This is a genomic window from Pseudonocardia sulfidoxydans NBRC 16205, from assembly GCF_007989085.1.
Taxonomy (GTDB): domain Bacteria; phylum Actinomycetota; class Actinomycetes; order Mycobacteriales; family Pseudonocardiaceae; genus Pseudonocardia; species Pseudonocardia sulfidoxydans.
Genome location: NZ_BJVJ01000051.1, coordinates 23,162 through 44,406, shown reverse-complemented (window position 1 = coordinate 44,406; position 21,245 = coordinate 23,162). Strand labels below are relative to the sequence as shown.

20 protein-coding genes and 1 pseudogene are annotated in these 21,245 nt (G+C 72.4%); 9 read left to right on the top strand and 12 right to left on the bottom strand.

Annotated elements, in window-relative coordinates:
- The 3 genes from PSU4_RS21505 to PSU4_RS21495 all read left to right on the top strand — a co-directional run.
- Nucleotides 1-1,759: oxidoreductase (locus PSU4_RS21505; RefSeq protein ID WP_147111402.1), on the top strand; the 1,759-nt coding region annotated here is incomplete at its 5' end.
- A gap of 12 nt (nt 1,760-1,771) precedes the next feature.
- Nucleotides 1,772-2,308, top strand: a complete 537-nt coding sequence (locus PSU4_RS21500; protein ID WP_147111400.1) for a VOC family protein — start codon at nt 1,772-1,774, stop codon at nt 2,306-2,308.
- On the top strand, nt 2,305-3,324 hold the full coding sequence (locus PSU4_RS21495; RefSeq protein ID WP_147111396.1) for a VOC family protein: 1,020 nt from the start codon (nt 2,305-2,307) through the stop codon (nt 3,322-3,324). Before PSU4_RS21500 ends, PSU4_RS21495 begins: the two co-directional genes overlap by 4 nt.
- A gap of 159 nt (nt 3,325-3,483) precedes the next feature.
- Here the strand turns inward: PSU4_RS21495 and PSU4_RS21490 are convergent.
- From PSU4_RS21490 to PSU4_RS21465, 7 genes and pseudogenes are all read right to left on the bottom strand, one after another.
- Nucleotides 3,484-4,200: pseudogene (locus tag PSU4_RS21490) on the bottom strand (bile acid:sodium symporter family protein); the annotation flags it as partial.
- Between the two features lie 125 nt (nt 4,201-4,325).
- Nucleotides 4,326-5,339: a LacI family DNA-binding transcriptional regulator gene (locus tag PSU4_RS21485; protein WP_147111393.1), complete on the bottom strand. Its 1,014-nt coding sequence runs from the start codon at nt 5,337-5,339 to the stop codon at nt 4,326-4,328.
- Between the two features lie 539 nt (nt 5,340-5,878).
- On the bottom strand, nt 5,879-6,871 hold the full coding sequence (locus PSU4_RS21480) for an asparaginase (RefSeq protein ID WP_246115262.1): 993 nt from the start codon (nt 6,869-6,871) through the stop codon (nt 5,879-5,881).
- Between the two features lie 110 nt (nt 6,872-6,981).
- On the bottom strand, nt 6,982-7,896 hold the full coding sequence (locus tag PSU4_RS21475; protein WP_147111390.1) for a polysaccharide deacetylase family protein: 915 nt from the start codon (nt 7,894-7,896) through the stop codon (nt 6,982-6,984).
- A 206-nt stretch (nt 7,897-8,102) separates the two neighbouring features.
- The gene (locus PSU4_RS21470; protein WP_186817104.1) at nt 8,103-9,038 is read right to left on the bottom strand and encodes a CobW family GTP-binding protein; all 936 of its coding nucleotides are present in this window, start codon (nt 9,036-9,038) and stop codon (nt 8,103-8,105) included.
- Nucleotides 9,035-9,316: a hypothetical protein gene (locus PSU4_RS31465; protein WP_186817103.1), complete on the bottom strand. Its 282-nt coding sequence runs from the start codon at nt 9,314-9,316 to the stop codon at nt 9,035-9,037. The genes PSU4_RS21470 and PSU4_RS31465 overlap by 4 nt, the downstream gene beginning before the upstream one ends.
- Before the next feature lie 58 nt (nt 9,317-9,374).
- A complete protein-coding gene (locus PSU4_RS21465) occupies nt 9,375-10,352 on the bottom strand; it encodes a quinone oxidoreductase family protein (protein WP_147111384.1) in 978 nt (325 codons plus the stop codon).
- A 111-nt stretch (nt 10,353-10,463) separates the two neighbouring features.
- Here PSU4_RS21465 and PSU4_RS21460 point away from each other — a divergent pair, with 111 nt between their 5' ends.
- Nucleotides 10,464-10,859 (top strand): hypothetical protein, encoded by a 396-nt coding sequence (locus PSU4_RS21460; RefSeq protein ID WP_147111381.1) that lies wholly within the window; start codon nt 10,464-10,466, stop codon nt 10,857-10,859.
- Here PSU4_RS21460 and PSU4_RS21455 read toward each other — a convergent pair.
- A complete protein-coding gene (locus PSU4_RS21455; RefSeq protein WP_147111378.1) occupies nt 10,852-11,991 on the bottom strand; it encodes a cytochrome P450 in 1,140 nt (379 codons plus the stop codon). The genes PSU4_RS21460 and PSU4_RS21455 overlap by 8 nt on opposite strands.
- 119 nt (nt 11,992-12,110) lie before the next feature.
- On the opposite strand from PSU4_RS21455, the gene PSU4_RS21450 reads away from it, so the two are divergent.
- Nucleotides 12,111-13,175 (top strand): helix-turn-helix domain-containing protein, encoded by a 1,065-nt coding sequence (locus PSU4_RS21450; protein ID WP_373866085.1) that lies wholly within the window; start codon nt 12,111-12,113, stop codon nt 13,173-13,175.
- 56 nt (nt 13,176-13,231) lie between these two features.
- On the opposite strand, the gene PSU4_RS21445 is transcribed toward PSU4_RS21450, so the two are convergent.
- A complete protein-coding gene (locus tag PSU4_RS21445) occupies nt 13,232-14,719 on the bottom strand; it encodes an ATP-binding cassette domain-containing protein (RefSeq protein WP_246115261.1) in 1,488 nt (495 codons plus the stop codon).
- A 351-nt stretch (nt 14,720-15,070) separates the two neighbouring features.
- Here PSU4_RS21445 and PSU4_RS21440 point away from each other — a divergent pair, with 351 nt between their 5' ends.
- The gene (locus tag PSU4_RS21440) at nt 15,071-16,702 is read left to right on the top strand and encodes an AMP-binding protein (protein ID WP_147111372.1); all 1,632 of its coding nucleotides are present in this window, start codon (nt 15,071-15,073) and stop codon (nt 16,700-16,702) included.
- A gap of 49 nt (nt 16,703-16,751) precedes the next feature.
- On the opposite strand, the gene PSU4_RS21435 is transcribed toward PSU4_RS21440, so the two are convergent.
- The 3 genes from PSU4_RS21435 to PSU4_RS21425 form a co-directional block, all read right to left on the bottom strand.
- On the bottom strand, nt 16,752-18,296 hold the full coding sequence (locus PSU4_RS21435) for a GMC family oxidoreductase (RefSeq protein ID WP_147111369.1): 1,545 nt from the start codon (nt 18,294-18,296) through the stop codon (nt 16,752-16,754).
- A gap of 152 nt (nt 18,297-18,448) precedes the next feature.
- Nucleotides 18,449-19,363 (bottom strand): SDR family oxidoreductase, encoded by a 915-nt coding sequence (locus tag PSU4_RS21430; RefSeq protein WP_147111368.1) that lies wholly within the window; start codon nt 19,361-19,363, stop codon nt 18,449-18,451.
- Between the two features lie 15 nt (nt 19,364-19,378).
- Complete coding sequence (locus PSU4_RS21425; protein WP_186817102.1) at nt 19,379-19,732, bottom strand: nuclear transport factor 2 family protein; 354 nt, start codon at nt 19,730-19,732, stop codon at nt 19,379-19,381.
- A gap of 57 nt (nt 19,733-19,789) precedes the next feature.
- Between PSU4_RS21425 and PSU4_RS21420 the strand changes: the two genes are divergently transcribed.
- From PSU4_RS21420 to PSU4_RS21410, 3 genes are read left to right on the top strand one after another with little or no spacing between them, the layout of a single operon-like run.
- Complete coding sequence (locus PSU4_RS21420) at nt 19,790-20,029, top strand: biotin/lipoyl-binding carrier protein (RefSeq protein WP_147111362.1); 240 nt, start codon at nt 19,790-19,792, stop codon at nt 20,027-20,029.
- A complete protein-coding gene (locus PSU4_RS21415; RefSeq protein ID WP_147111359.1) occupies nt 20,026-20,823 on the top strand; it encodes an enoyl-CoA hydratase/isomerase family protein in 798 nt (265 codons plus the stop codon). The genes PSU4_RS21420 and PSU4_RS21415 overlap by 4 nt, the downstream gene beginning before the upstream one ends.
- Nucleotides 20,820-21,245, top strand: a complete 426-nt coding sequence (locus tag PSU4_RS21410; protein ID WP_147111355.1) for a hotdog family protein — start codon at nt 20,820-20,822, stop codon at nt 21,243-21,245. Before PSU4_RS21415 ends, PSU4_RS21410 begins: the two co-directional genes overlap by 4 nt.

Below are 21,245 nucleotides of genomic sequence, written 5' to 3'. Positions count from 1 at the left end.
GTTCGCCACCACGTGGGGTGAGGTCGACCAGCGGCTGATCGAGTACCACCGGGCGCGCGCCCGCGGCGGGATCGGCCTGATCATCACCGAGAACACGTCGGTCGACTGGGAGCTGGGCCGCACGGTCGGCAACCCGATGCGGATCGACCACGACCGGTTCCGCGCCGGGCTCACCGACCTGGTCGAGGCGGTGCACAACGAGGGCGCGAAGATCGCGGTCCAGCTGCACCACACCGGCCGGCAGAACTCGCAGGGCAACACCGAGCGCAACGAGCCGCCGATCGCCCCGACGGCGGGCATCACCAGCGCGTTCGGGACGCCGCCGAGGGCCATCGAGGAATCCGAGATCCCCGGGCTCATCGACCTCTACGCCCAGGGGGCGCGCCGCGCGGTCGCTGCCGGGTTCGATGCCGTCGAGCTGCACGGCGCCCACGGGTACCTGCTGTCGCAGTTCCTCTCGCCCAAGACGAACCGGCGTACCGACGACTGGGGCGGGCCGCTGGAGAACCGGGCCCGGTTCGCGCTGGAGGTCGTGAAGGCGGTCCGCGAACAGGTCGGACCCGATTTCCCGGTGCTGTACCGGCTCAGCCTGGAGGAGCCGTACGAGGGCGGCCTGTCCACCGAGGACGGGCTCGCGTTCTGCGAGCTGCTCGACCCGCTCGTCGACGCCCTCGACATCACCGGCGGCAACTACGACACCGCCATGACGCTGCTGCCGATGGTCGCCCCCGGGTCGCTGCTGCCCTACGCCCGCGCGGTCAAGGAGCGGGTGACGGTGCCGGTGATCGGCGTCGGCCGGCTGACCTGGCTGCTCGACGACCTGCAGAAGGCCGTCGGCAACGGCGAGCTCGACTTCGTGTCGCTGGGCCGCAGCCAGCTCGCCGACCCCGACACCGTCGCCAAGACGCGCCGCGGAGAGGTCGGCCGGGTGCGGCGCTGCCTGGCTGTCAACGAGTGCGTTTCGCGCTGGATGTTCAACGGGCAGCGCACCCAGTGCGTCATCAACCCCGGTCTGGGCCAGGAGAAGCGCGCCGCCGACGCGCGCCGGCCCGCGCCCGTCCGCAAGCGGGTGCTGGTGGCCGGGGCCGGCCCCGCGGGCTGCGAGGCGGCGCTGCTCGCTGCCGAGCGCGGGCACGACGTCGTCCTCGTCGAACGTGACGACCGGGTCGGGGGCCAGCTGCATGCGTGGGGCGCGGCGAGCCCGTTCCGCGCGGAGATCGCGAACCTGATCGGCTTCTACACCGACGAGCTGACCCTGGCCGGTGTCGAGGTCCGGCTGGGGACCGACGTCGCCGACGTCGACCGCGCCGGGTTCGACCATGTGCTGCTGGCGACGGGCACCGTCGCGGGCGACGAGGGGGTCGACGCCGTCGCGATGCTCGCGTCAGGTGCCCTCCCCGAGGGCGACGAGGTCACCGTCTTCGGGGAGACCGAGACGGCGATGTTCGCTGCGCTCTGGCTCGCGGAGCAGGGCAGGCGCACGACGTTGGTGTCCCCGCTCGACGCGGTCGGCGTCGACACCAACGACATGCAGAACGGGCACCTCGCCGGGCTGCTGGAGGAGCACGGCGTCACCGTCGCGACCGGGGTCGCCGACCCGGGCGGCGCCACGACCGTCCGTGCGACCGGACGGACCCCGTCGCGGGTGCTCGCCGACGCCGTCGACGGTGAGCGGGTCCGCGAGATCGGCACCCGCGCCCGCGGTGGCCGCATGTACGAGGCCACCCAGTCCGGGTTCTGGGCCGCGGCCGAGATCTGAGCGGAGACGACGATGACCGTGCGCGCGATCGAGCACATCGGGCTGACCGTGCCCGACCTGGAGCAGGCGACGACGTTCTTCGCCGAGGCGTTCGGCGCCGAACACGTCTACGACATGATCGACGAGGCGCTGTCCGGCCCGGCGATCGAATCGGGTCTGGGCGTCCCGGCCGGCGCGACGATCGAGGCGATCCGCATGCTGCGCCTCGGCAACGGCCCGAACCTGGAGCTGTTCACCTACTCCGGTGTGCCGCAACGGGACCCGGCGGTCCCGTCGGACTACGGGCTGCAGCACTTCTGCGTCTACGTCGACGACATCGACGCGGCCGCGGCCCGGCTGGAGAAGGCCGGCGGCACCCTGCTGTCGGCCCCCGGCGAGCTGCCGGGCGGCGACGAGGGGCCCGGCAACCGTTACGTCTACGCCCGCACGCCGTGGGGCTCGACCGTCGAGCTCGTCACCTACCCGTCCCCGCAGGCCTACGAGTCGGGGACGGCGCTGCGGCGCTGGCGCCCGGCCCCGTCGGCCGACCACACCGAGCAGGAGTCATGAACCCCCGTTTCGAACTGGCCCATCTCGCTCACGCCGAGCTGCTGACCCCGAACATGGAGGGCACGCTCTGGTTCTTCACCGAGCTGCTCGGCATGCGGGAGGTCGCCCGCCAGGGTGACTCGGTGTACCTGCGCTGCTACGAGGACCCGTACCACCACAGCCTCAAGGTCACCGCCGCCGACGCGCCCGGTCTGGCCAACCTCGGCTGGCGCACCACCTCGGCGGACGCCCTGGAACGCCGCGCCGACGCGTTGGACAGGGCCGGCCTCGGTCGCGGGTGGACCAAGGGCGACCTCGGCGTCGGGCGCACCTTCGCGTTCGAGTCCCCCGACGGGCACCCGATGGAGCTGGTCTGGGACGTCGAGAAGTACCTCGCCCCGCCGGAGCTGCGCAGCCCGATCCTGACGCGGCGCTCCAAGCGGCCCCTGCAGGGGCTGCCCCCGCGCCGGCTCGACCACGTCAACCTGATGGCGTCGGACGTGACCGTCCAGAAGGAGATGTTCGAGCAGACCCTCGGGTTCGGGACGCGGGAGCGGGTCGTCGACGTCGCCGGGGGCGGCACCGAGATCGGCGCGTGGATGAGCGTGAACATCCTGGGCCACGAGATGGCGATCATGGCCGACTCCACCGGCTCGCGCGGGCGGCTGCACCATCTCGCGTTCTGGTACGGGGTTCCTCAGCACAACACCGACGCCGCGGAGCTGTGCCGCGAGTACGGCGTGCAGATCGAGGCCGGGCCCGACATCCACGGCATCACCCAGGGCGCGTTCCTCTACGTGTTCGAGCCCGGCGGGAACCGGATCGAGCTGTTCGGCAACTCCGGCATCCTGGAGCTGGAGCCCGATTTCGAGACCGTCACCTGGGACCTGGCCGACTTCGACACCGGTATCGCCATCGGCGGCGCGACGCTGCCCGCGGAGACGTACTTCGTCTACGGCACCCCGCCCGTCGCCGGGCAGGAGTCGCTGATCACGGCGTCGGAGATCGGGACCCGGGTGGCGGCCACGGTCGCCTGACGACCGCCTGTGAGCGGCAATAGTCGCTATAGCGACTATTGCCGCCCACGACCCGCGGACCGGTGAGCCCATCGGCACCCGCCCGCGCACGACGATCCGCACGAAGATCGCCGCCGGGACGTACATCAGCACCCCGTACATCGCGGGAGCCAGCGCCGCGGCGGGGTTGTCGAGCACCGTGACCAGCACCGTGATGGCGAGGACGGCGTTGTGGATGCCGATCTCCATGGCCGCGGCGACGGCCTGGCGGTGCTCGATCCGGGCCAGCCGCGGCACCGTGTAGCCGACCGCCAGGCTGAGCATGCTGACCAGCAGGCACAGCAGCCCGATCGCGACGAGCCCGTCGAGGAACTGGTCGAGCTGCTGCAGGATCGCTGCGGCGATCGCCAGGAACACCGCCACCACCGCCGCGATGCGCACGGGCCGCTCCATCCGCTCGGCGAACGCGGGCCACCGCCGGCGGACGAGCATCCCGAGCGCCACCGGAACCAGCACGATGGCCGCGACCTGCACGAGCTTGTCGAGCTGCAGCCCGATGGTCGCCTCGGCGCCGGCGAAGAACCGCACCGAGAACACGACGACGAACGGCAGCGTGATCATCGCCAGCACCGAGTTCACGGCGGTCACGGTGATGTTGAGCGCGACGTCGGCGCGGGCGAGATGGCTGAACACGTTGGCCGTCGCCCCGCCCGGCGACACCACCAGGACCATCATGCCGATGGCCAGGTCGGGTCCGATCCCGAACGCGACGACCAGCCCGAACACGATGAGCGGCAACACGATCATCTGACAGGCGAGCGTCACCAGCACGGCGCGGGGCGCGGTGAGGACGCGGGCGAAGTCGGCCACCGTGAGGCTGAGCCCGAGCCCGAACATGACGACGGCCAGCACGACCGGCAGCACGACCGAGATGATCGACGAGTCCACGAACGCCTCCTCGGGGGGATTCGTCCGGTTGACGCTATTCGTTCCGGCGGTGGAGGTCGTCCGCCGGACGGGGCCTACAGCTCGACGCGCAACGTCGAATCGCGGGCCTGCAGCGTCGGCTCCAGCAGCTCCGGCTCGCGGTCGACGCCGGTGAGGATGTCGTGCAACGCCTCCGACCCGCGGCGGCCCATCTCGTCCATCGGCGAGGCGATCGAGCTCATCGGCACCGGCAACCAGCTCATCAGCGGGATGTCGTTGTAGCCGATGACCGCGATGTCGCGGCCCACGATCCGGCCGTGCTCCCGTGCGGCGCCGACGGCCCCGATCGCGGCGAAGTCGTTGATCGCGAACAGCGCGGTGATCTCGGGGTGGCGGGTCAGCAGCGCATCGGCGCCCGCGTGCCCGCCCTCACCGTCGGGTGCCGACGGCTGCACACAGCTGTCCGGCACGCTGATCCCCGCCGAGAGGAACCGCTCCACGAACCCGTGCGTCCGCTCCACGCAGGTGCTCGCGTACTCGGGCCCGGCGATCACCCCGACGTTGCGGTGTCCCAGCCCGATGAGGTGCTCCCCGGCGAGCCGCCCGCCGCGGACGTCGTCGGTGGTGACCGACGGATGACCCCGCAACCGACGGTTGACCAGCACGTACGGGATGCCGCGCCGCTTGAGGGCCTGCACGAGGTCGTCACCGTCGAGCCGGGCGTCGCCGATCAGGAAGCCCTCGACGCGACGCGCCAGCATCTTCTCCAGCCGCTCCATGCGCAGCCCGGGGTCGTCGTTGGAGTTGGCGACGAGCGTCGTGTACCCGCGGGCGTGCGCTGCGTCGTCGGCGCTCTCGTAGATGCGGGCCAGCACGTAGTCGGTGATACGGGGGACGATGATCCCCAGCGCCCCGCTGCGCCGGGTGCGCAACGCCGACGCCGCCGGGTCGGGGTGGTAGCCCATCTCCTCGGCGATCGCCCGGATACGGGTGGCCGTGTCGAGCCCGACGCCGGTCGAGTTGAGGGCCAACGCCCTGGACACGGTCGAGATGTGGACGCCGGCGCGCTTGGCGATCTGAGCCAGCGTCACCGGCTCGGATGCCGCCAACGCTGCGCCTCCCGAATCCTCGGTCTGCGCGCCACTGTATCCGCGCAGGTACGCGACCCGGACCTCAGGACGGTCTCCCGGCCGGTGACGTCGGTGGCGGCGTCCGACGTCAGGAACCGGACGACGCGGCCGCCTTCTCGGTCAGCTCGTCGAGCGGCGCGCGGCGCAGGATGACTGCCCGACGACGCGGGACGCGTCGACCAGCACGCCGGCGCCGACGACGAGGACCCGTCGTCCGGCCCGCCTCACGACGTCCCCGTGGCCGTGTGGCGGGCGGAGTGCGTCGCGCGCCGGACGTCGATGCGCGTGACGGCCGCGTTGATGCGGGCCGCCTCGTCGGCGGGTGAGAGAACGATCGATGGCATGGCAGGGACTCCTCGCGGGCGCGGGTGATCCGACGGACGACGGTGGGTCGTGCGGGCCGTGCTGCCGCCACCCCCGCGGACCTGCGCGGACGTGGGCGACCGGACGTGCGAGGTGGGTGAGGTTGTGAGGTCGGGCAGTCCGCGGGCCCGGGCGCCGGGCCGCGTCGTGCCGGGTCAGACCGCCGCGAACCGGCGGCGGAGCGCGGCGCGGTCGGCTCCGCTCGCGATCAGCAGGGTCAGCAGCAGCCGGGCCTTGGCGCCGTCGAGCGCGCCACCGCTGATGACTCCGCGTCCGAGCAGGTCGCGCTCGGAGCCCGGGAAGGCGTAGGTCGACTCGTAGAGCTCGCCGGCCCCGGTCCGGGTCGTCATCACGACGGGCATCCGGGCGACGATCCCCGACAGCGACTCGACGACCCGCCCCGGTACGTGACCACCGCCGAACGCCTCGACGACCACCCCGTCGAACCCGGTGACGTGCTCGGGGCGGATCGGGTCGCTGCCCAGCCCGACGCGGACGATCCCGATCGACGGCATGTCGTCGGGGAGATCGCCGGGCGTGCAGACCGGGTCGCGCCGGCGCGGCGCGAGCCAGATCCGCACGCGGTCCTCGGTCACCCAGCCGACCGGTCCGGCGTTCGGCGACCCGAACGCGTGGATGCTCGAGCTGTGCAGTTTGCGGACGAAGCGGGGCAGGTGGATCTCGTCGGCGAACACGACGAGCGGGCCGAGCCGCCGGGCCTGCTCGTCGGCCGCGACCTTCAGCGCGGTGAGCAGGTTGGCGGGCCCGTCGGCCCCGGCGAGTCCCGAGTTGCGCATCGCCCCGGTGAGGACGACGGGTGGTGCGTCGTCGTCGAGGAGCAGGTCGAGCAGGTACGACGTCTCCTCCAGGGTGTCAGTGCCCTGGGTGACGACCACCCCGTCGACCTTGCCCGTGTGCTCGACGACCAGCTGCGCCAGCTCGACGACGTCGCGCACCGTGAGGTCGCCCGACGGGTACTGCCGGAACGACTCGGTGCTGACCGTCGCGATCCGGTCGGCGCCGGGTACCGACGCCAGCAGCTCGTCGGGGCCGAGACGGGGGACCGCGTCGTGGCCCCCCGCGTCGGGCACCGAGGCGATCGTCCCGCCCATCGTGACGACGAGGACGTGCGGGCGGGCGGGGCTCACGAACTCTCCTCCGGACAGGTCGAGACGCGGGGCGGGTCGAGGGTCAGGCGGGTCGAGGGCCAGAGCCGGTCGCGGCTCAGGACAGGTCGCGGCTCAGGGCAGGTCGCGGCTCAGGACAGGTCGCGGTCGAACGGGTAGCGCTTGTTCTCCGCGAACGGGAAGCGCCTCCGGAAGTCCTCGGCGACGTTCTCGAAGGTGTCGAAGCTGACGCCGTCGTGGCCGAGGATGTGCTCGAAGAGCCGCTCCAGCATGAGCAGGACGTGGGGGCGGCCGGAGACGTCGGGGTGGATGGTGATCGGGTAGATCGCGTAGTCGTACTCGCGGTAGACCCAGTCGAACTGGTCGCGCCACATCTGCTCGATGTCGCGAGGGTTGACGAATCCGTGGCTGTTCGGGCTGCCCTTGATGAACATCATCGGTGGGAGATCGTCGATGTACCAGCTGAAGTTGATCTCGACGAGGTCGATCTCGTCGCCGCGGACCAGCGGCTTCATCCACTTCTCGGCCGGGCCGGAGAGGTCGATCTTGGTCCAGGTGTCGCCGGTGCGGGCGTAGAACGGCTGGAAGTCGTGGTAGGCCTGGCTGTGGTCGTAGCGGAAGCCGTTCTTGAGCAGCAGGTCCGCGGTGACCGGGGACAGCTCGCACCACGGGGCGATGTAGCCGCGCGGGCGTGAGCCGGAGAAGTGCTCGATCAGCTCGATCGACTTGTTGAGGACGTCCTCCTCCTGCTCCGGGCTCATGAGGATGGGGTTCTCGTGGGAGTAGCCGTGGGCGCCGATCTCGTGCCCGGCCTCGACGATCTGCTCGATGCGGTGCGGGAACGTCTCGATGGAGTGCCCGGGGGCGAAGAACGTCGTCGTGATGTCGAACTTGCGATAGAGGTTCAGCAGGCGCGGGATGCCGACCTCGCCCGCGAACATGCCGCGCTGGATGTCGGCGGGGGAGTCCTCGCCGCCGTACGAACCGAGCCATCCGGCCACCGCGTCGATGTCGGCGCCGACGCAGACCTTGATCTCCTTCGACATGCAGTTCTCCTGACGTCGTGGGGTGCGGTCGTTCGCGGTGAATCCACGCCCGCGAGTGTGGGGTGACCCAGTGCACGCGAACGATTGCGTAAAAGAGTAGGTCGAGATGCATACAACGTCAACGACCAGGCTTTCACCTGGGGCGATCATGCGTAGAGGAACGCGAAAACCGTGCGCAAACTTTCTCGCTCCGGGTCCGCGAGAGCTCAGACGCCGGCGCTCGGGACGTGCGCGCGCAGCGAGCGCACGAGCACCTCCGGAGCGATCCGGTCGAGCACGAACACCATCCCGGTGTCGACGCCCGCCGGCGCAGGCACCGGCGACGCGACGTCCCCGCCCATCGACTGCACCAGCAGCCGCCCGTCCCGAGTCGGGACGATCCCCTTGCTGCGCAGCAGCCGCTCCGGATGCGCCCGGCGCATCATTTCCAGCCACAACGCGTACTCGGCCCAGCTCGTGCCCTCGGCGAGATCGACCCGGCAGGAGCGCACGTCGGGCTCGGCGACGGTCCCGTCGTCGTCGAACACATCGGCCACGGCCGGGTCGGCGGGCGTCACCGGGCGCTCGGCGCCGAGCGTCGACGCCGCGAGCTCCGCGGTCGCGTTGAGCCGCCGGACCGTCGCCGCCAGCTCTTCCAGCTCGCCGTGACGCGCGAGATCGGCCCGCGACAGGACGACCCGGTCGGCGAGCGTCACCTGCTCGCGCACACCGTGACGGTGCCTCAGCAGCCGTCGGCCGCCCAGCCCGTCGACGACGACCACGAGCGAGCGCAGCGACAGGTTCGTCCGCAGCACCGGGTCGTCGGCCAGCATGCGGGTGATCCGGTGCGGCGCGGCCAGCCCGGACGTCTCCACGACGACCCGCCCGTCCCGTACCGCGTCCCCGCGGTGCCGGCGCCCGATCTCGGCGAGCAGGACGCGGCGCAGCTCGTCGGCGCGGTCGCAGCACAGGCAGCCGCCGACGATCGGCTCCACCCGCGCGCCCGCCGCCGACGCCGCCTCCCGCAGCAACGCGTCGTCGACACCCTGGTCGGCGACGTCGTTGACGACGACGAGATCGCAGGTGTGTCGGCGCAGATGCTCGGCCAGCCACGTCGTCTTGCCCGCACCGAGAAACCCGGAGACCAGCGGCGCGTCGATCACGGCACGTCGAGCGGGTCGATCTCGCGGCAGGTGAGCGTCCGCACCGCGTCGGCCAGCTCGTCGAGCCGGGTGACCACGACGGTCCGGCCTGTCGCCGACCGCACCGCCAGCGTCATCGACCCCGGATGGGCATCGACGCGCAGCCCGAGCGGCGCGAGCTGGCGGGTGGCGGCGGCTGCCAGCTCGGTGCGGGCGGTGCGCCGCCCGGCCAGGGTGTCGGGCGCGCCGGCTGCGTACCAGTCGACCCGAGAGCTCGGCGCGCGGCACTGAGCGCACATGACGGCCCCTCCGTCTCACGATCGAAATCGTTTGCGCGCCACGGTACGGCGCCGACCGTCAGGGAACCAGCACGATCTTGCCGACGCTGCGGCGCTCCTCCAGCAGCGTGTGCACGCGGGCGGCGTCGGCGAGCGGGAACGTCTCGGTCCGCAGCCGCACCGCGCCCGCGGCCACCCGGTCCAGGACGTGCGCGATCGCCCGCGCCGGCTCGCCGGGATCGGCCTCGAAGACCCGCCGCAGCACGAACCCGCTCACCGTCTGCCCGCGCGGGATCAACCGGCGCGCGTCGAACGTCGCCGGCTGCTGCGTCGACGACCCGACCACGACGAACCTGCCGTTGTGCGCCAACGCGTCGAGCGCCGCGGCGAACACGGCCCCGCCCACGACGTCGACCACGACGTCGACTTTCTCGCGCAGCGCACCCCGGAGGTCGGGGTCCGCGGGATCGACGGCCTCCGCGCACCCCAGTCGGACGGCCTCGGCCCGCTTCTCCGGTGTCGACGCCGTCCCGATCACCCGCGCACCGACGTCCGCGGCCAGCTGCACCGCGAGCCCGCCGACCCCGCCCGTCGCCCCGCTGACCAGCACGGTCTCGCCCGGCCGGGTCCGCCCGTAGCGGTCGACGGCGTACCAGGCCGTCATGCCCTGCAGGAACGCACCGGCGACCGTCACCGGGTCGACGTCGCCGGGCACCGGATACGCGCGCCGGCCCTCGACGATCGCATGATCGGTGTACCCGCCGCCGTCGGGCAGGAACGCCGCCACCGGCGTGCCGACGACATGCCCCGACCCGGGCCCCGCCCACACGACCGTCCCGACGGCCTCGACCCCGGGGACGTCGGGAAGCACCTGGTCGCGCCGGTACTCCCCGCGCCGCGTCATCGTGTCGGCGAAGTTCACCCCCACCGCCGCGACCGCCACCACCACGTCGCCGGGCCCGGGCTCGGGCAGCGGCTCGGTGCCGAGCTCCAGCACCTCCGGCGGTCCGAAGCGATCGAAACGGACGGCGCGCCGCGACGCCGGGGGAGCGGTCATGCCCCCTTCCTACCTGCTCCTGTGAGCGGCGATAGTCGCTATAGCGACTATCGCCGCTCACGAGGTCCTCGTGACGAGTCTCGATCACCTCCGGCGGGTAACGTCCGACGCGTGGCGTGGTGGCGCAGATCGGGGCCGGACCTCTCGGAGTTCACGCGCGAAGGGCTGCTCCACCAGGAGACGGTCGGCGGGACGATCACCTACCGGCACTACCGCGCCCCCGGTCGCTCCTCGTCCTGGGCGAAGGAGCTGCGGCGCTGGACCGTGATCCTGACGCAGCGTCGGTTCACCGTGCTGGGGCCGCACGGTCCCGTCGTCGACGTGCCCTGGACCGACCGGCGGTTCGCCACCCTCGACATCGGGCTCGACGGCGAGAAACTGCTGATCGTCGTCGACGTGTCCGCGTTCAGTGCCGACGCATCGGGTCGTGTCGAGGTCCGTGCCAGGTGCGCCGACTCCGCCGCGCTCCTCGGGATGGTCCGGTCGCTGCAGCGCCACGTCAGCTGAGCTCGACCGGCAACGTCGTCAGCCGCCACGTCCCCGGGTCGGGACGGCGGGCGGCCGCGTCGGGGGCGACCAGGCGCGGGTCGCGGCGCAGGACCGCGCGCAGTGTCACCTCCGTCTGCATGCGTGCGAGGCTCGCACCCAGGCAGAAGTGCGGGCCGTGGGCGAACCCGAGGTGTGCGCCCGCGTTGTGCCGGTCGAGCCTGAGCGTGTCGGGGTCGTCGAACACCCGTGGATCGCGGTTGGCGCCGACGAGCGACGCCGACACCATGTCGCCCTTCGCGATCGCGACGCCGTCGACCTCGACGTCCTCCTGCGCGATCCGAGGCAACGACAGCAGTTGCGGTCCGCACCAGCGGATCAGCTCGTCGACGGCTGTGGCGGGATCGGGGTGCTGCGCGGACTCGGTCAGCAGGGCGTGCACGGCGTTGGGGACGAGCAGTGCCGGCACCTGACCTGCGAGCAGCAGCTGCCAGACGAGCGTGATCGTCTCCGTCTCGGTGGGGCCGTCCGGGGTGCGGGCGAGGACCGCCAGTACGTCGTCGCCGTCCCGGGCCCGGGCCGCTTCGACGGCGGCGCGCGCCGCGTCGATGATCCGCGGGACCGCCTCGACGAACGCCTGCCCGTGCCCGGTCGCCACCGCCACCCCGAACTGGTGCCACGGCCCCCGCTCGTCCTCGGGAACACCGAGCAGCGCGCAGATGATCTCGATCGGCAACGGCCGGGCGATCTCGACCAGGTCGACGCGACCCTTCTCGACCCGGTCGAGCGCGGCGTCGACGATCGCCTCCGCCTGCGGTCGGAACGCCGCCGCGCGGGCGGGGGTGAACGCCGGCGACACTGCGCGCCGCAACCGGGCGTGCGCCGGGCCCTCCATCTGCTGCATCGTCCGCAGGTAGGGCAGGTACTCGGAATCGACGAGGGTCGGGAGCAGTGCGAAGGTCGCGTCGGTCAGGGCGAACCGGGGGTCGGTGAACAGTGCGCGGGCCTCCGCGTACCGGGTGATCGCCCACATCGGCGGCATGCCCGGGGCGACGAGCCGAGCGACGGCCGACCGTTCGCGTGCGGCGCCGTAGGTAGTTGCGGGGTCGCGTGACGACTCCGGATCGGACAGGTCGATCTCGACCGCGCTCATGGTCCCGCCTTCTGGATGTCGACTTCAGATGTTCACATCATCTGGATGGCGACGGTATCGTCGGCGGACATCGGGAGCAAGCCAGTGGAGGACGATTGACGCCGCCGTCGCGCGCCGAGATGCAACGGCGCAACCGGGCCCGCGTGCTCGCCGCCGCCCGCGAGGAGTTCGGAGACAAGGGATTCCGCGACGCGAAGGTCGACGTCATCGCCGCAGCGGCCGAGCTCACCCGCGGGGCCGTCTACTCGAACTTCCCGAGCAAGCGGGCCCTCTACCTCGCGGTCCTCGCCGCCGACGCCAGTGCCGCCGACGCCGCCGCTGCCGACGCCGATCCGCTGCCCGGGAAGGCGCCGACCACCGCCGCGGACGCCCTCGCCGCCCTCGCCCGCGGATGGCTCGCCCGGCTGCCGCTCGCCGTGGACGAACACCGCGGGCCCGTCCGGCTCGCCGCCGGCCTCGAACAGGAGATCTCCGCCGACGCGCAGCTCCGCGTGCCCTTCGCGCAGCTCCAGGCGTTGAACGCCATCGTCGTCGGGCTGGCCCTGGAACAGACGTTGCGGCGGCGTGAGGACCGCCGCATGGTCCGCGTCGCCGAGACCGCGTTGACGCTGCTGCAGGGGGCCGCGCGCCTGGCCGTCGCGGCACCCGGCTTCGGCGAACCATTCACGGTCGTGCGCGCCTGCGAGTACCTCGCCGACGCCGACCTCGACGACACCTGGGCCGAACCCGCCTTCGCCGACTACGCGCCCACACCCCGGCCCGTCGATGAGCCGTGGCTTCCGCCCGTGGCCCTCGACGCTTTGCGCGGCAACGCGATCACGTTCTCCGGCGATGGGGTCGTCCTCGTGCTCGGTCTGCACCGGTTGGAGGCCTTCGAACACGCGGTCCGTGCCGCGCCGCCCGGCACCGAGATCACCGCCGCGCTCGTCACCGCCGACCCGCACGAGGCGGGCATGCTCGCGCGGCTGAGCGTCACCGAGCTGGCCACCGCGCTGCGCCCGATCTTCCCGACGCTCCTCCCGCCCGGTCTGCGGATCGCCCTCGACGACGGGGCGCTCGCTGCCGCAGCGGGGGTGACCTCCGTGTCGGACGTGACCGAGGCCGGGATCCGGCTCGTCGGCGGGCGGGTCGCCGCACGAGCCGACGGCTGGGGCGCCGCCCACGCGATCGCCGCCACCCGCTGAGCGACCGCCGGGCACGTTCCGGAGCAGTGAGGTTGCGCGCGGTTCTCTGACCGTGGTCATCCTGCCGAGAGGTGGAGCCGGGGCCAGTCGGCGAGGTCGGCGAGGAGGCCACGGTCGTGGGTGGCGACGACGACCGCGGCGGTGGCCCGCAATGCCGCGGTGAGCTCGTCGACGAGGGTGGGCGAGAGATGGTTGGTCGGCTCGTCGAGCAGCAGGACGTGGGGCCGCGCGGCGAGGACGTGGGCGAGGTCGACGCGTCGTCGCGCCCCGACGGACAGCTCCGCGAGCCGACGGCCGACGTCGTCGGGGCCGAGGAGCCCGAGCTCGGACGGGAGCGCCGTCCCCTCGGACACGGCCGACTCCTGCCCGAGCCGGCCGATCCGGACGTCGCGCGCCGCCGTCACGGCTCCGTGGTCGGGCACCAGTGCCCCGGCCAGGACGGCGAGCAGCGTCGACTTCCCGGCGCCGTTGGGCCCGGTGACGAGGACGGACACACCGTCGGCGGACAGGAGCGTTCCCGGATGGGCCGGGAGGTCGGGCATGGTGAACCGCCGCGGCGGGGGCGGCACGTCGACGAGGTGGGCGTCGAGATCGTCCTGCCTGCGGTGGACGGCGCGGACCAGAGCGGGCGCCCGCGTCGCCCGCACGTGCCTGCCGGTGCCTTTGGGAGGGCGCCAGTTGTCGCGCAGGCGGTTCTGCGCGGCGGAGAGGTCGTCGGCGAGCTGTCGGTGGCGCTCGACCTGTTCCGCGTGCAGGGCCTCCCAGCGGGCGCGTTCGGCCTCGCGACCCGCGACGTATCCCGCCCAGCCGCCGCCGTAGCAGCGCGGGCGGCCGTCGACAGAGGGGTCGAGGTCGACGACGGTCGTCGCGACGTCGGCGAGCAGCGTCCGGTCGTGACTGACGACGACCACGACCCCGGGGTGCTCGCGCAGGGCGGCGGTGAGGTGGTCGAGCCCGGCGGCGTCGAGGTGGTTGGTGGGTTCGTCGAGCAGCAGGACGTCGTAGCGTGCGCCGAGCAGGCAGGCGAGCCGGACGCGATGGCGTTGCCCGACCGACAACGTCGAGAGGAGTCGCGCGCGGTCGTCGACGGCGCCGAGGGCGGCCAGCGCGATGTCGACGCGGCGGTCGGCGTCCCAGGCGTCGAGGGCTTCGGCGGCGGCGAGTGCGTCGGAGTACGCGTCGCCTGGATCGCCGGCGGCGAGCGCGGCGGTCTCGGTGTCGAGGTCACGCAGCGCGGCGTGGGCGTCGGTCAGCTCCAGGTCGATCAGGTCGCCGACGGTCCGACCCTCGCAGGCGAGGATCGTCTGGTCGGCGACGCCGAGACCACCGCAGACGTGGACCTCACCGCGGTCGGGCGCGAGGGTGCCGGTGAGGACCTGCAGCAGCGTCGACTTGCCGCGGCCGTTCTCGCCGACGACGGCGATGCGGTCACCCGGCGAGGCGACGAGATCGAGGCCGCGCAGGACGGGTCGGCCGCCGCGGGCGACGTGGACGTCGACGGCGCGGACGTGGGCGGTGCGCAGGGGTGAGCGATGGCGGAGCACGGATGCCTCCGGACGCGGGCACAGGCCCGCGATGGTGCCTACAAGGACGACGAGGTCGGCGCACGCGCAGGAGCCGCGGCGCCGGGGAGGCGGACGTCGTCAGAGGTAGAGCTGGTACTCGGGCACGAAACGGACGTTAGCCGGGCGTGGCGTCGGCGGGCGACCGGTTTTCGAGTAACCGGCCGCGGTGGCGGTGGAACAGGTCGAGCAGTTCGCCGCCGACCAGGGCGGCGCGGCCGTCGTCGGTGGGGCTGTGGCGGCGGACGAATCGTCGCCAAGTTCGAACTTGACGTCGAGGTCAGATTTCGAATAGCGTCGATCCTCGCCCAGCAGAGCGGGAGGACGACGCGGATGTCGATCTCGGACCAGCCGATCTCGGAACCCGTGGCACTGCCCGCGGCCTCCTACTGGCCCGCGACCACGGACGTCGATCTCGACGTCACGACGGTCGGCGCGCTGCTGCGCCGGGTCGCGGCCGAGGTGCCCGACCGGATCGGGCTCGTCGACGGGCTGGTCGATCCCGCGCAGCGCCGCCGCTGGACCTACGCCGAGATCCTCGACGCCGCCGAGGCCGTCGCGGCCGCGCTGCTCGCGCGCTTCCGGCCGGGGGAGCGCGTCGCGGTCTGGGAGTCCAACCGCGCCGAATGGGTCCTCCTGCAGATGGGTGCGGCGCTGGCAGGGATCGTCGTCGTCACCATCAACCCGCAGTACCGCACCGAGGAGCTCCGCTACGCGCTGCGCCAGTCCGGCAGCGTCGGCATCGTCCACGGCACCGAGCACCGCGGGGTGTCGATGAGCGGCATCGTCGAGAGCGTCCGCGACGACCTGCCCGACCTGCGCGAGACCATCTGCTTCGCCGACTGGGACGCGTTCGTCGCGAGCGGCGACCGGTCGACGCCGCTGCCCGAGGTCTCGCCCGACGACCCCAACCTGATCATCTACACCTCCGGCACGACCGGCTTCGCCAAGGGCGCGCTGCTGCACAACCTCGGCGTCGTCAACGCCTCACGGCTCTCCGCGGAGCGCGCCGGCTTCCGCGACGGCGACGCCTGGATCAACCCGATCCCGTTGTTCCACACCGGCGGCGGAGTCCTCGCGAGCATCGGGACGCTGGCCAGGCGCGGCGTGCACGTCGTCGTCCCGGTGTTCGACCCCGCACTCGTGCTGGAGCTCATGGAGACCGAGCGCGGCGCCCTCATCCTGACGGTGCCGACGATCCTGCTCGGCCTGCTCGACCACCCCGACCGGCCCTCGCGGGACATGTCCGCGCTGCGGACCGTCATGTGCGGCGGCGCGAAGGTGCCCGCGGACCTGGTGCGGCGCACCAAGTCCACGTGGAACTGCGACTTCTCGATCCTGTTCGGGCAGGCCGAGATGCACGGCGTGCTCACCCAGACCTTCCCCACCGACTCCGACGACGACCAGGCCGAGACGCTGGGGCAGCCGATGCCGCACGTCGAGGTCAAGATCGCCGACCCCTCCGGGGCGCCGGTCGCGGTGGGTGCCGAGGGCGAGATCTGCGCCCGCGGCTACCAGAACATGATGGGCTACTTCAACATGCCCGACGCGACGGGCGCGACGATCGACGCCGACGGCTGGCTGCACAGCGGCGACATCGGGACGATGGACGAGCGCGGCTACCTGCAGATCGCGGGCCGGCTCAAGGACCTCGTGATCCGCGGCGGGGAGAACATCCACCCGCTGGAGGTCGAGGAGCTGCTGCTCGCACACGAGAAGGTCGCCGAGGTGGCCGTCATCGGCATCCCGGACCCGAAGTGGGGCGAGCAGGTGGGCGCGGTCGTGCAGGCCGCCGACCCGGCGGACCCGCCCACCCCCGACGAGCTGTTCACGTTCTGCCGCAGCCGGGTGGCGCCGTTCAAGACGCCGAAGCTCTGGTACTTCGTCGACACCTTCCCGCGGACGCCGTCGGGAAAGATCCAGAAGTTCGTGCTCCGAGAGCAGGTGGCCTCCGGAGACCTGTGAGTGGCAATAGTCGCCATGGCGACTATTGCCACTCACGACCGCGCAGCGGTCAGAATGTCGCGGCCCGCTCCGCCAGCATGATGCAGGTCAGGTTGGTGTTGGCGCGCACGATCTCCGGCATCACCGAGGCGTCGACGACGCGCAGGTTCGCGACGCCGTGCACCCCGAAGCGCTCGTCGACGACGGCCTTCGGGTCGTCGGCCCGGCCCATCCGGGCGGTGCCGCTGGCATGCAGGATCGTCGTGACGGTCGCCTCGAGGTACTCCCCGACGGCGGCGTCGGACTCGAGCGCCTCGGGGGTGAGCCCGACGAGGCCGTCGATGAGCGACGCGATGGGCGTGGTGGCGGCGAGCTTCGCCGACATCCGCACCCCCTCGATCAGCTTGCGACGGTCCTCCTCCTCGGAGAGGAAGCGCAGCTCGATCGACGGCGCGGCGTCGGGGTCGGCGGAGGTGATCGTGACGCGACCGCGGGAGCGTGGCTTCTGCAGGCCCGGGTTGAGGACCGGCGCGAGCGAGGCACCCGCCATCTCGCCGGCCTCGGTGCTCCACCCGCCGCCGAGGTCGACGTTGGACAGGAAGTAGAGCTGCATGTCGTCGACGTCGGAGCTGCCCGACGACGTGTAGCGCAGCATCATCTGGACCAGCGGGTCCGCGGCGTTGCAGACGCCGGGCTTCGGGGCCAGCGCGAGCGCGGAGGTCGGGTGGTCCATGAGGTTCTCACCGACGCCCGCGAGGTCGGCGACGACCTCGATGCCCAGCGCGGAGAGGGTCGCGCGGGGGCCGATGCCGGAGCGCATCAGGATCGCGGGGGTGCCGAACGCGCCGGCCGAGAGTGTCACGCGGCCGGCGTCGTAGCGCTCCTCGACGCCGCCCTTGCGGACGACGACCCCGGTCGCCGTGCCGTTCTCGATCAGGACGCGATCGACGGTGCGATCGGCCAGGACGGTGAGGTTGGCCCGGCTGCGGGCGGTGGAGAGGTAGGTGAGCGCGGTCGACATCCGGACGTCGTCGACGACGTTCATCGGCAGCTTGCCGACGGATCCCCGCGGGTCGAGATCGCCGCTGTTGAGGTCGTCGACCGTCGGGAAGCCGAGCTCGTTGCAGGCTTCGGCGAACGCCTTCTGCACCGGGCGCAGCGGGCCGAAGGTGTTGCGGCGGATCGGGATCGGGCCGTCCTTGCCGTGGTCGGGGCCCTCGCCCTCGGGGTCGTCCTCGAGCGCGATGTAGAAGGGGAGGACGTCCTCCCAGCTCCACAACGGCAGCCCGAACCCGACCCAGTTCTCGAAGTCGGCGGGGGTGCCGCGCAGGGCGATCGCGGTGTTGATCGCCGACGAACCGCCGGTGACCTTGCCGCGGAAGTAGGCGATGGACCGGCCGGCGGTGCCGGCGTCGGCCTGGTAGCCCCAGTCGTGGCTGCCGGTCATCAGCGGTGAGGTGCCGAGCTTGACCTCGGCGGGCACCTCGTCGTCGGTGTAGTCGGGGCCTGCCTCGATCAGCAGCACCCGTCGGGTCGGGTCCTCCGAGAGGCGGGCGGCGAGAGCGGCCCCGGAGGACCCGGCGCCCACGATGACGTCGTCGTAGCGGTCGGCCATGTCGTCTCCTCGTCGAGCTGACGTGCGTGCGGATCGACGCTAAGCCGGATCCGACATCGACGTCAAGTTCGAGAGCGGTTCACGCGGGGCTGTTGCGGAGCAGCAGGTCAGGCCTCGTGAGTGGCGATAGTCGCTATAGCGACTATCGCCACTCACAGGCGCTGGCCCCACATGTCGGCGTTCTTCGCGGCCTGCGCGACCAGGTCCGGGACGACCTCGCCGAGTTCCCCGGCGTCCCAGCGGGCGCCCTTGTCGGCCGACGGCCCGGCGCTCCAGCCCTCGGCCACGCTGATCCGGCCGCCCCAGACGTTGAACACCCGGCCGGTGATGCCCGCCGACTGCGTCGACCCCAGCCACACGACCAGCGGGGCGACGTTCTCCGGAGCCATCTCGTCGAACTCCGAACCGGCCCCGGCGACGCCGTCGAGCACCGCGAGGTTCTCGGTCATCCGGGTGCGGGCACCGGGCGCGATCGCGTTGACGGTGACGCCGTAGCGCTGCAGCTCCGTCGCGGCGATGACGGTCAGCGCCGCGATGCCGGCCTTGGCCGCGCCGTAGCCCGTCTGGCCCACGTTGCCGTACAGACCCGACGGCGACGACGTGCTGATCACCCGCGCGTCGACAGGGTCTCCCGCCTTCGAGCGTTCGCGCCAGTGCCGCGACGCCGCGCGCGTGCAGGCGAAGACGCTGCGCAGGTGCACGCGCAGGACCTCGTCCCACTCCTCGTCGGCGGTGTTGACGAGCATCCGGTCGCGCAGGATTCCGGCGTTGTTGACCAGGACGTCGAGGCCGCCGAACTCGCTCAGCGCCGTCGCGACCGCGGCGTCGGCGCCCTCGGTGGACGCGGCGTCGCCGTAGGAGGCGACGGCCACGCCGCCCGACGCCCGGATCTCGGCGACGACGGCGTCGGCGACGTCGGGCGAGCCGCCGGAGCCGTCGACGTCGACCCCGTTGTCGTTGACGACGACCCGGGCGCCCTGGCGGGCGAACTCGAGGGCGTGCGCCCTGCCGATGCCGCGTCCGGCGCCGGTGACAAGGACGGTCCGGCTCGCGCAGAGGGCTCCCATGTGTGCCTCCTAGGTTCAGCCCGCGAGGTACTCGTCGAGCCGGGTGATCAGGCCGGCTCCGTCGACGCGGGCGACGACGCAGACCGCGTACTCCGCGGTGGTCGTGCCGTCGGCGTCGTGGAACCGGACGGTGTGCTGTTCGCAGAAGCCGTCGTCGGCGACAAGGCGGCGCACGTCGGTGTAGGTGAACCCGCCGGTGCGCCGGAGCTTGCCGGTGTAGCGGATGACCTGTTCGACGCCGCGTTCGGTGCCGTCGACGTTCTGCCAGAACACGGCGTCCTCGGCGACGGCGGCGCGCATGCCGTCCCAGTCGCCCGCGGCGGCCGCCGCGAAGAAGGTGTCGGCGGCGTGGGCGGACGTCGTGGTCACGACGCGGACAGTAGCCGAACTTGACGTCGAAATCAATTAGTGCGTAGCGTGCCACCCGTGGAGCCCCCTGAGGAGATCCGTGCCGAGCTGGTCGCCTCCGTCCTCGAGGTCAGCGCCACCGCCGGGGTGCGGGTCGCGGGCGGGCAGGCCATCGTGCTCCTCGAGTCGATGAAGATGGAGATTCCCGTGGTGAGCGAGACCGGGGGGACCGTCGTGTCGGTCGCCGTCGCCGTCGGCGACGTCGTCCAGAGCGGCGACCTGATCGCGGTCGTCGACGCCGAGGAGGCCCCGGAATGACGTATCGAACGATCCGCTACGAGACCGCTGATCACATCGGCTGGCTCACGCTGAACCGTCCCGACGCGCTCAACGCCTACACGACGGTCATGTGCGACGAGATCGTCGACGTCCTCACCCGCTACCAGACCGACGACGACACCAGGGTGCTCGTGCTCACCGGCGAGGGCCGGGCGTTCTGCGCGGGTGGGGACGTCCGCAACAGCGACGAGGTCGACGAGGCGGAACGTCGCCAGCTCGGGCACGCGATGGTGATGCGCGAGGGCATGCACCGCGTCGGGCGGCTGCTGCACGGCCTCGACAAGCCGACCATCGCCATGGTCAACGGCGTCGCGGTCGCCGGCGGGCTCACCCTGGCGCTGCTGTGCGACCTGCGCGTCGCCGGTGCGAGCGCCCGGCTCGGCGACACGAGCGGGCGCGTCGGCCTGCTGCCCGACGAGGGCGGCGCCTGGCTCTTCCCGCGCGCGATGGGCATGGAGGCCGCGCTGCGGATGACGTTGCTCGGCGAGATCTACGACGCCGAACGCGCCCGTGAGCTGGGGCTCGTCGGCGAGGTCGTGCCCGACGAGAAGCTGCACGAGCACACCGCCGGGTTGGCGGCGGTCCTCGCCGCCAAGGCGCCGCTGGCCGTGCGCGTCGCGAAGAAGCTGATGCTCCGCGCCGCGGGGACGTCGTTCGACCACGCGCTGGGCGACGCCGAGTTCGCCGTCGACGTCGTCAACAACAGTGCCGACGTCGCCGAAGGGGTCGCGGCGTTCGTCGAGAAGCGACCGCCGCGGTTCGAGGGCCGGTGACCGGCGTCTTCGCGACGGCCGACGAGCTCGTCGCCGCGTCGGGCCGCGACCTCGGGACGACCGGCTGGGTCGAGGTCGACGCCGCCCGCGCCGCCACGTTCAGCCAGGTCACCGCGGACGAGGGCTGGGGCGACGGGCTGCCCGGCACGCTCGTGCTCTCCTACGCCGCCGCGTTGCTGGCCGAGGTCTTCGCGGTCCCCGGCGCGTCGATGGGCGTCAACTACGGCCTGGACGACGTGCGCTTCGGCGATCCGGTACCCGTCGGTTCACGGGTGCGGCTGCGGGCCCGGATCGACGAGGCCGCGCCGGGCCGGGGAGGCGCGGTCCAGGTGGCGGTGGGTGTTGTCATCGAACGCGACGGGACCGCTGAGCCCGCCTGTACCGCGCGGTTGTTGGCGCGCTTCCATTTCGAGGGGGGATGA

Bases quoted from the DNA above. Each gene is read 5' to 3' on its own strand.
- PSU4_RS21500 (WP_147111400.1), top strand. From the start codon at position 1,772: ATGACCGTGCGCGCGATCGAGCACATCGGGCTGACCGTGCCCGACCTG.
- PSU4_RS21495 (WP_147111396.1), top strand. From the start codon at position 2,305: ATGAACCCCCGTTTCGAACTGGCCCATCTCGCTCACGCCGAGCTGCTG.
- PSU4_RS21475 (WP_147111390.1), bottom strand. From the start codon at position 7,896: ATGTCGAAGGAGATCAAGGTCTGCGTCGGCGCCGACATCGACGCGGTG.
- PSU4_RS31465 (WP_186817103.1), bottom strand. From the start codon at position 9,316: ATGTGCGCTCAGTGCCGCGCGCCGAGCTCTCGGGTCGACTGGTACGCA.
- PSU4_RS21465 (WP_147111384.1), bottom strand. From the start codon at position 10,352: ATGACCGCTCCCCCGGCGTCGCGGCGCGCCGTCCGTTTCGATCGCTTC.
- PSU4_RS21455 (WP_147111378.1), bottom strand. From the start codon at position 11,991: ATGAGCGCGGTCGAGATCGACCTGTCCGATCCGGAGTCGTCACGCGAC.
- PSU4_RS21450 (WP_373866085.1), top strand. From the start codon at position 12,111: ATGCAACGGCGCAACCGGGCCCGCGTGCTCGCCGCCGCCCGCGAGGAG.
- PSU4_RS21440 (WP_147111372.1), top strand. From the start codon at position 15,071: ATGTCGATCTCGGACCAGCCGATCTCGGAACCCGTGGCACTGCCCGCG.
- PSU4_RS21435 (WP_147111369.1), bottom strand. From the start codon at position 18,296: ATGGCCGACCGCTACGACGACGTCATCGTGGGCGCCGGGTCCTCCGGG.
- PSU4_RS21430 (WP_147111368.1), bottom strand. From the start codon at position 19,363: ATGGGAGCCCTCTGCGCGAGCCGGACCGTCCTTGTCACCGGCGCCGGA.
- PSU4_RS21415 (WP_147111359.1), top strand. From the start codon at position 20,026: ATGACGTATCGAACGATCCGCTACGAGACCGCTGATCACATCGGCTGG.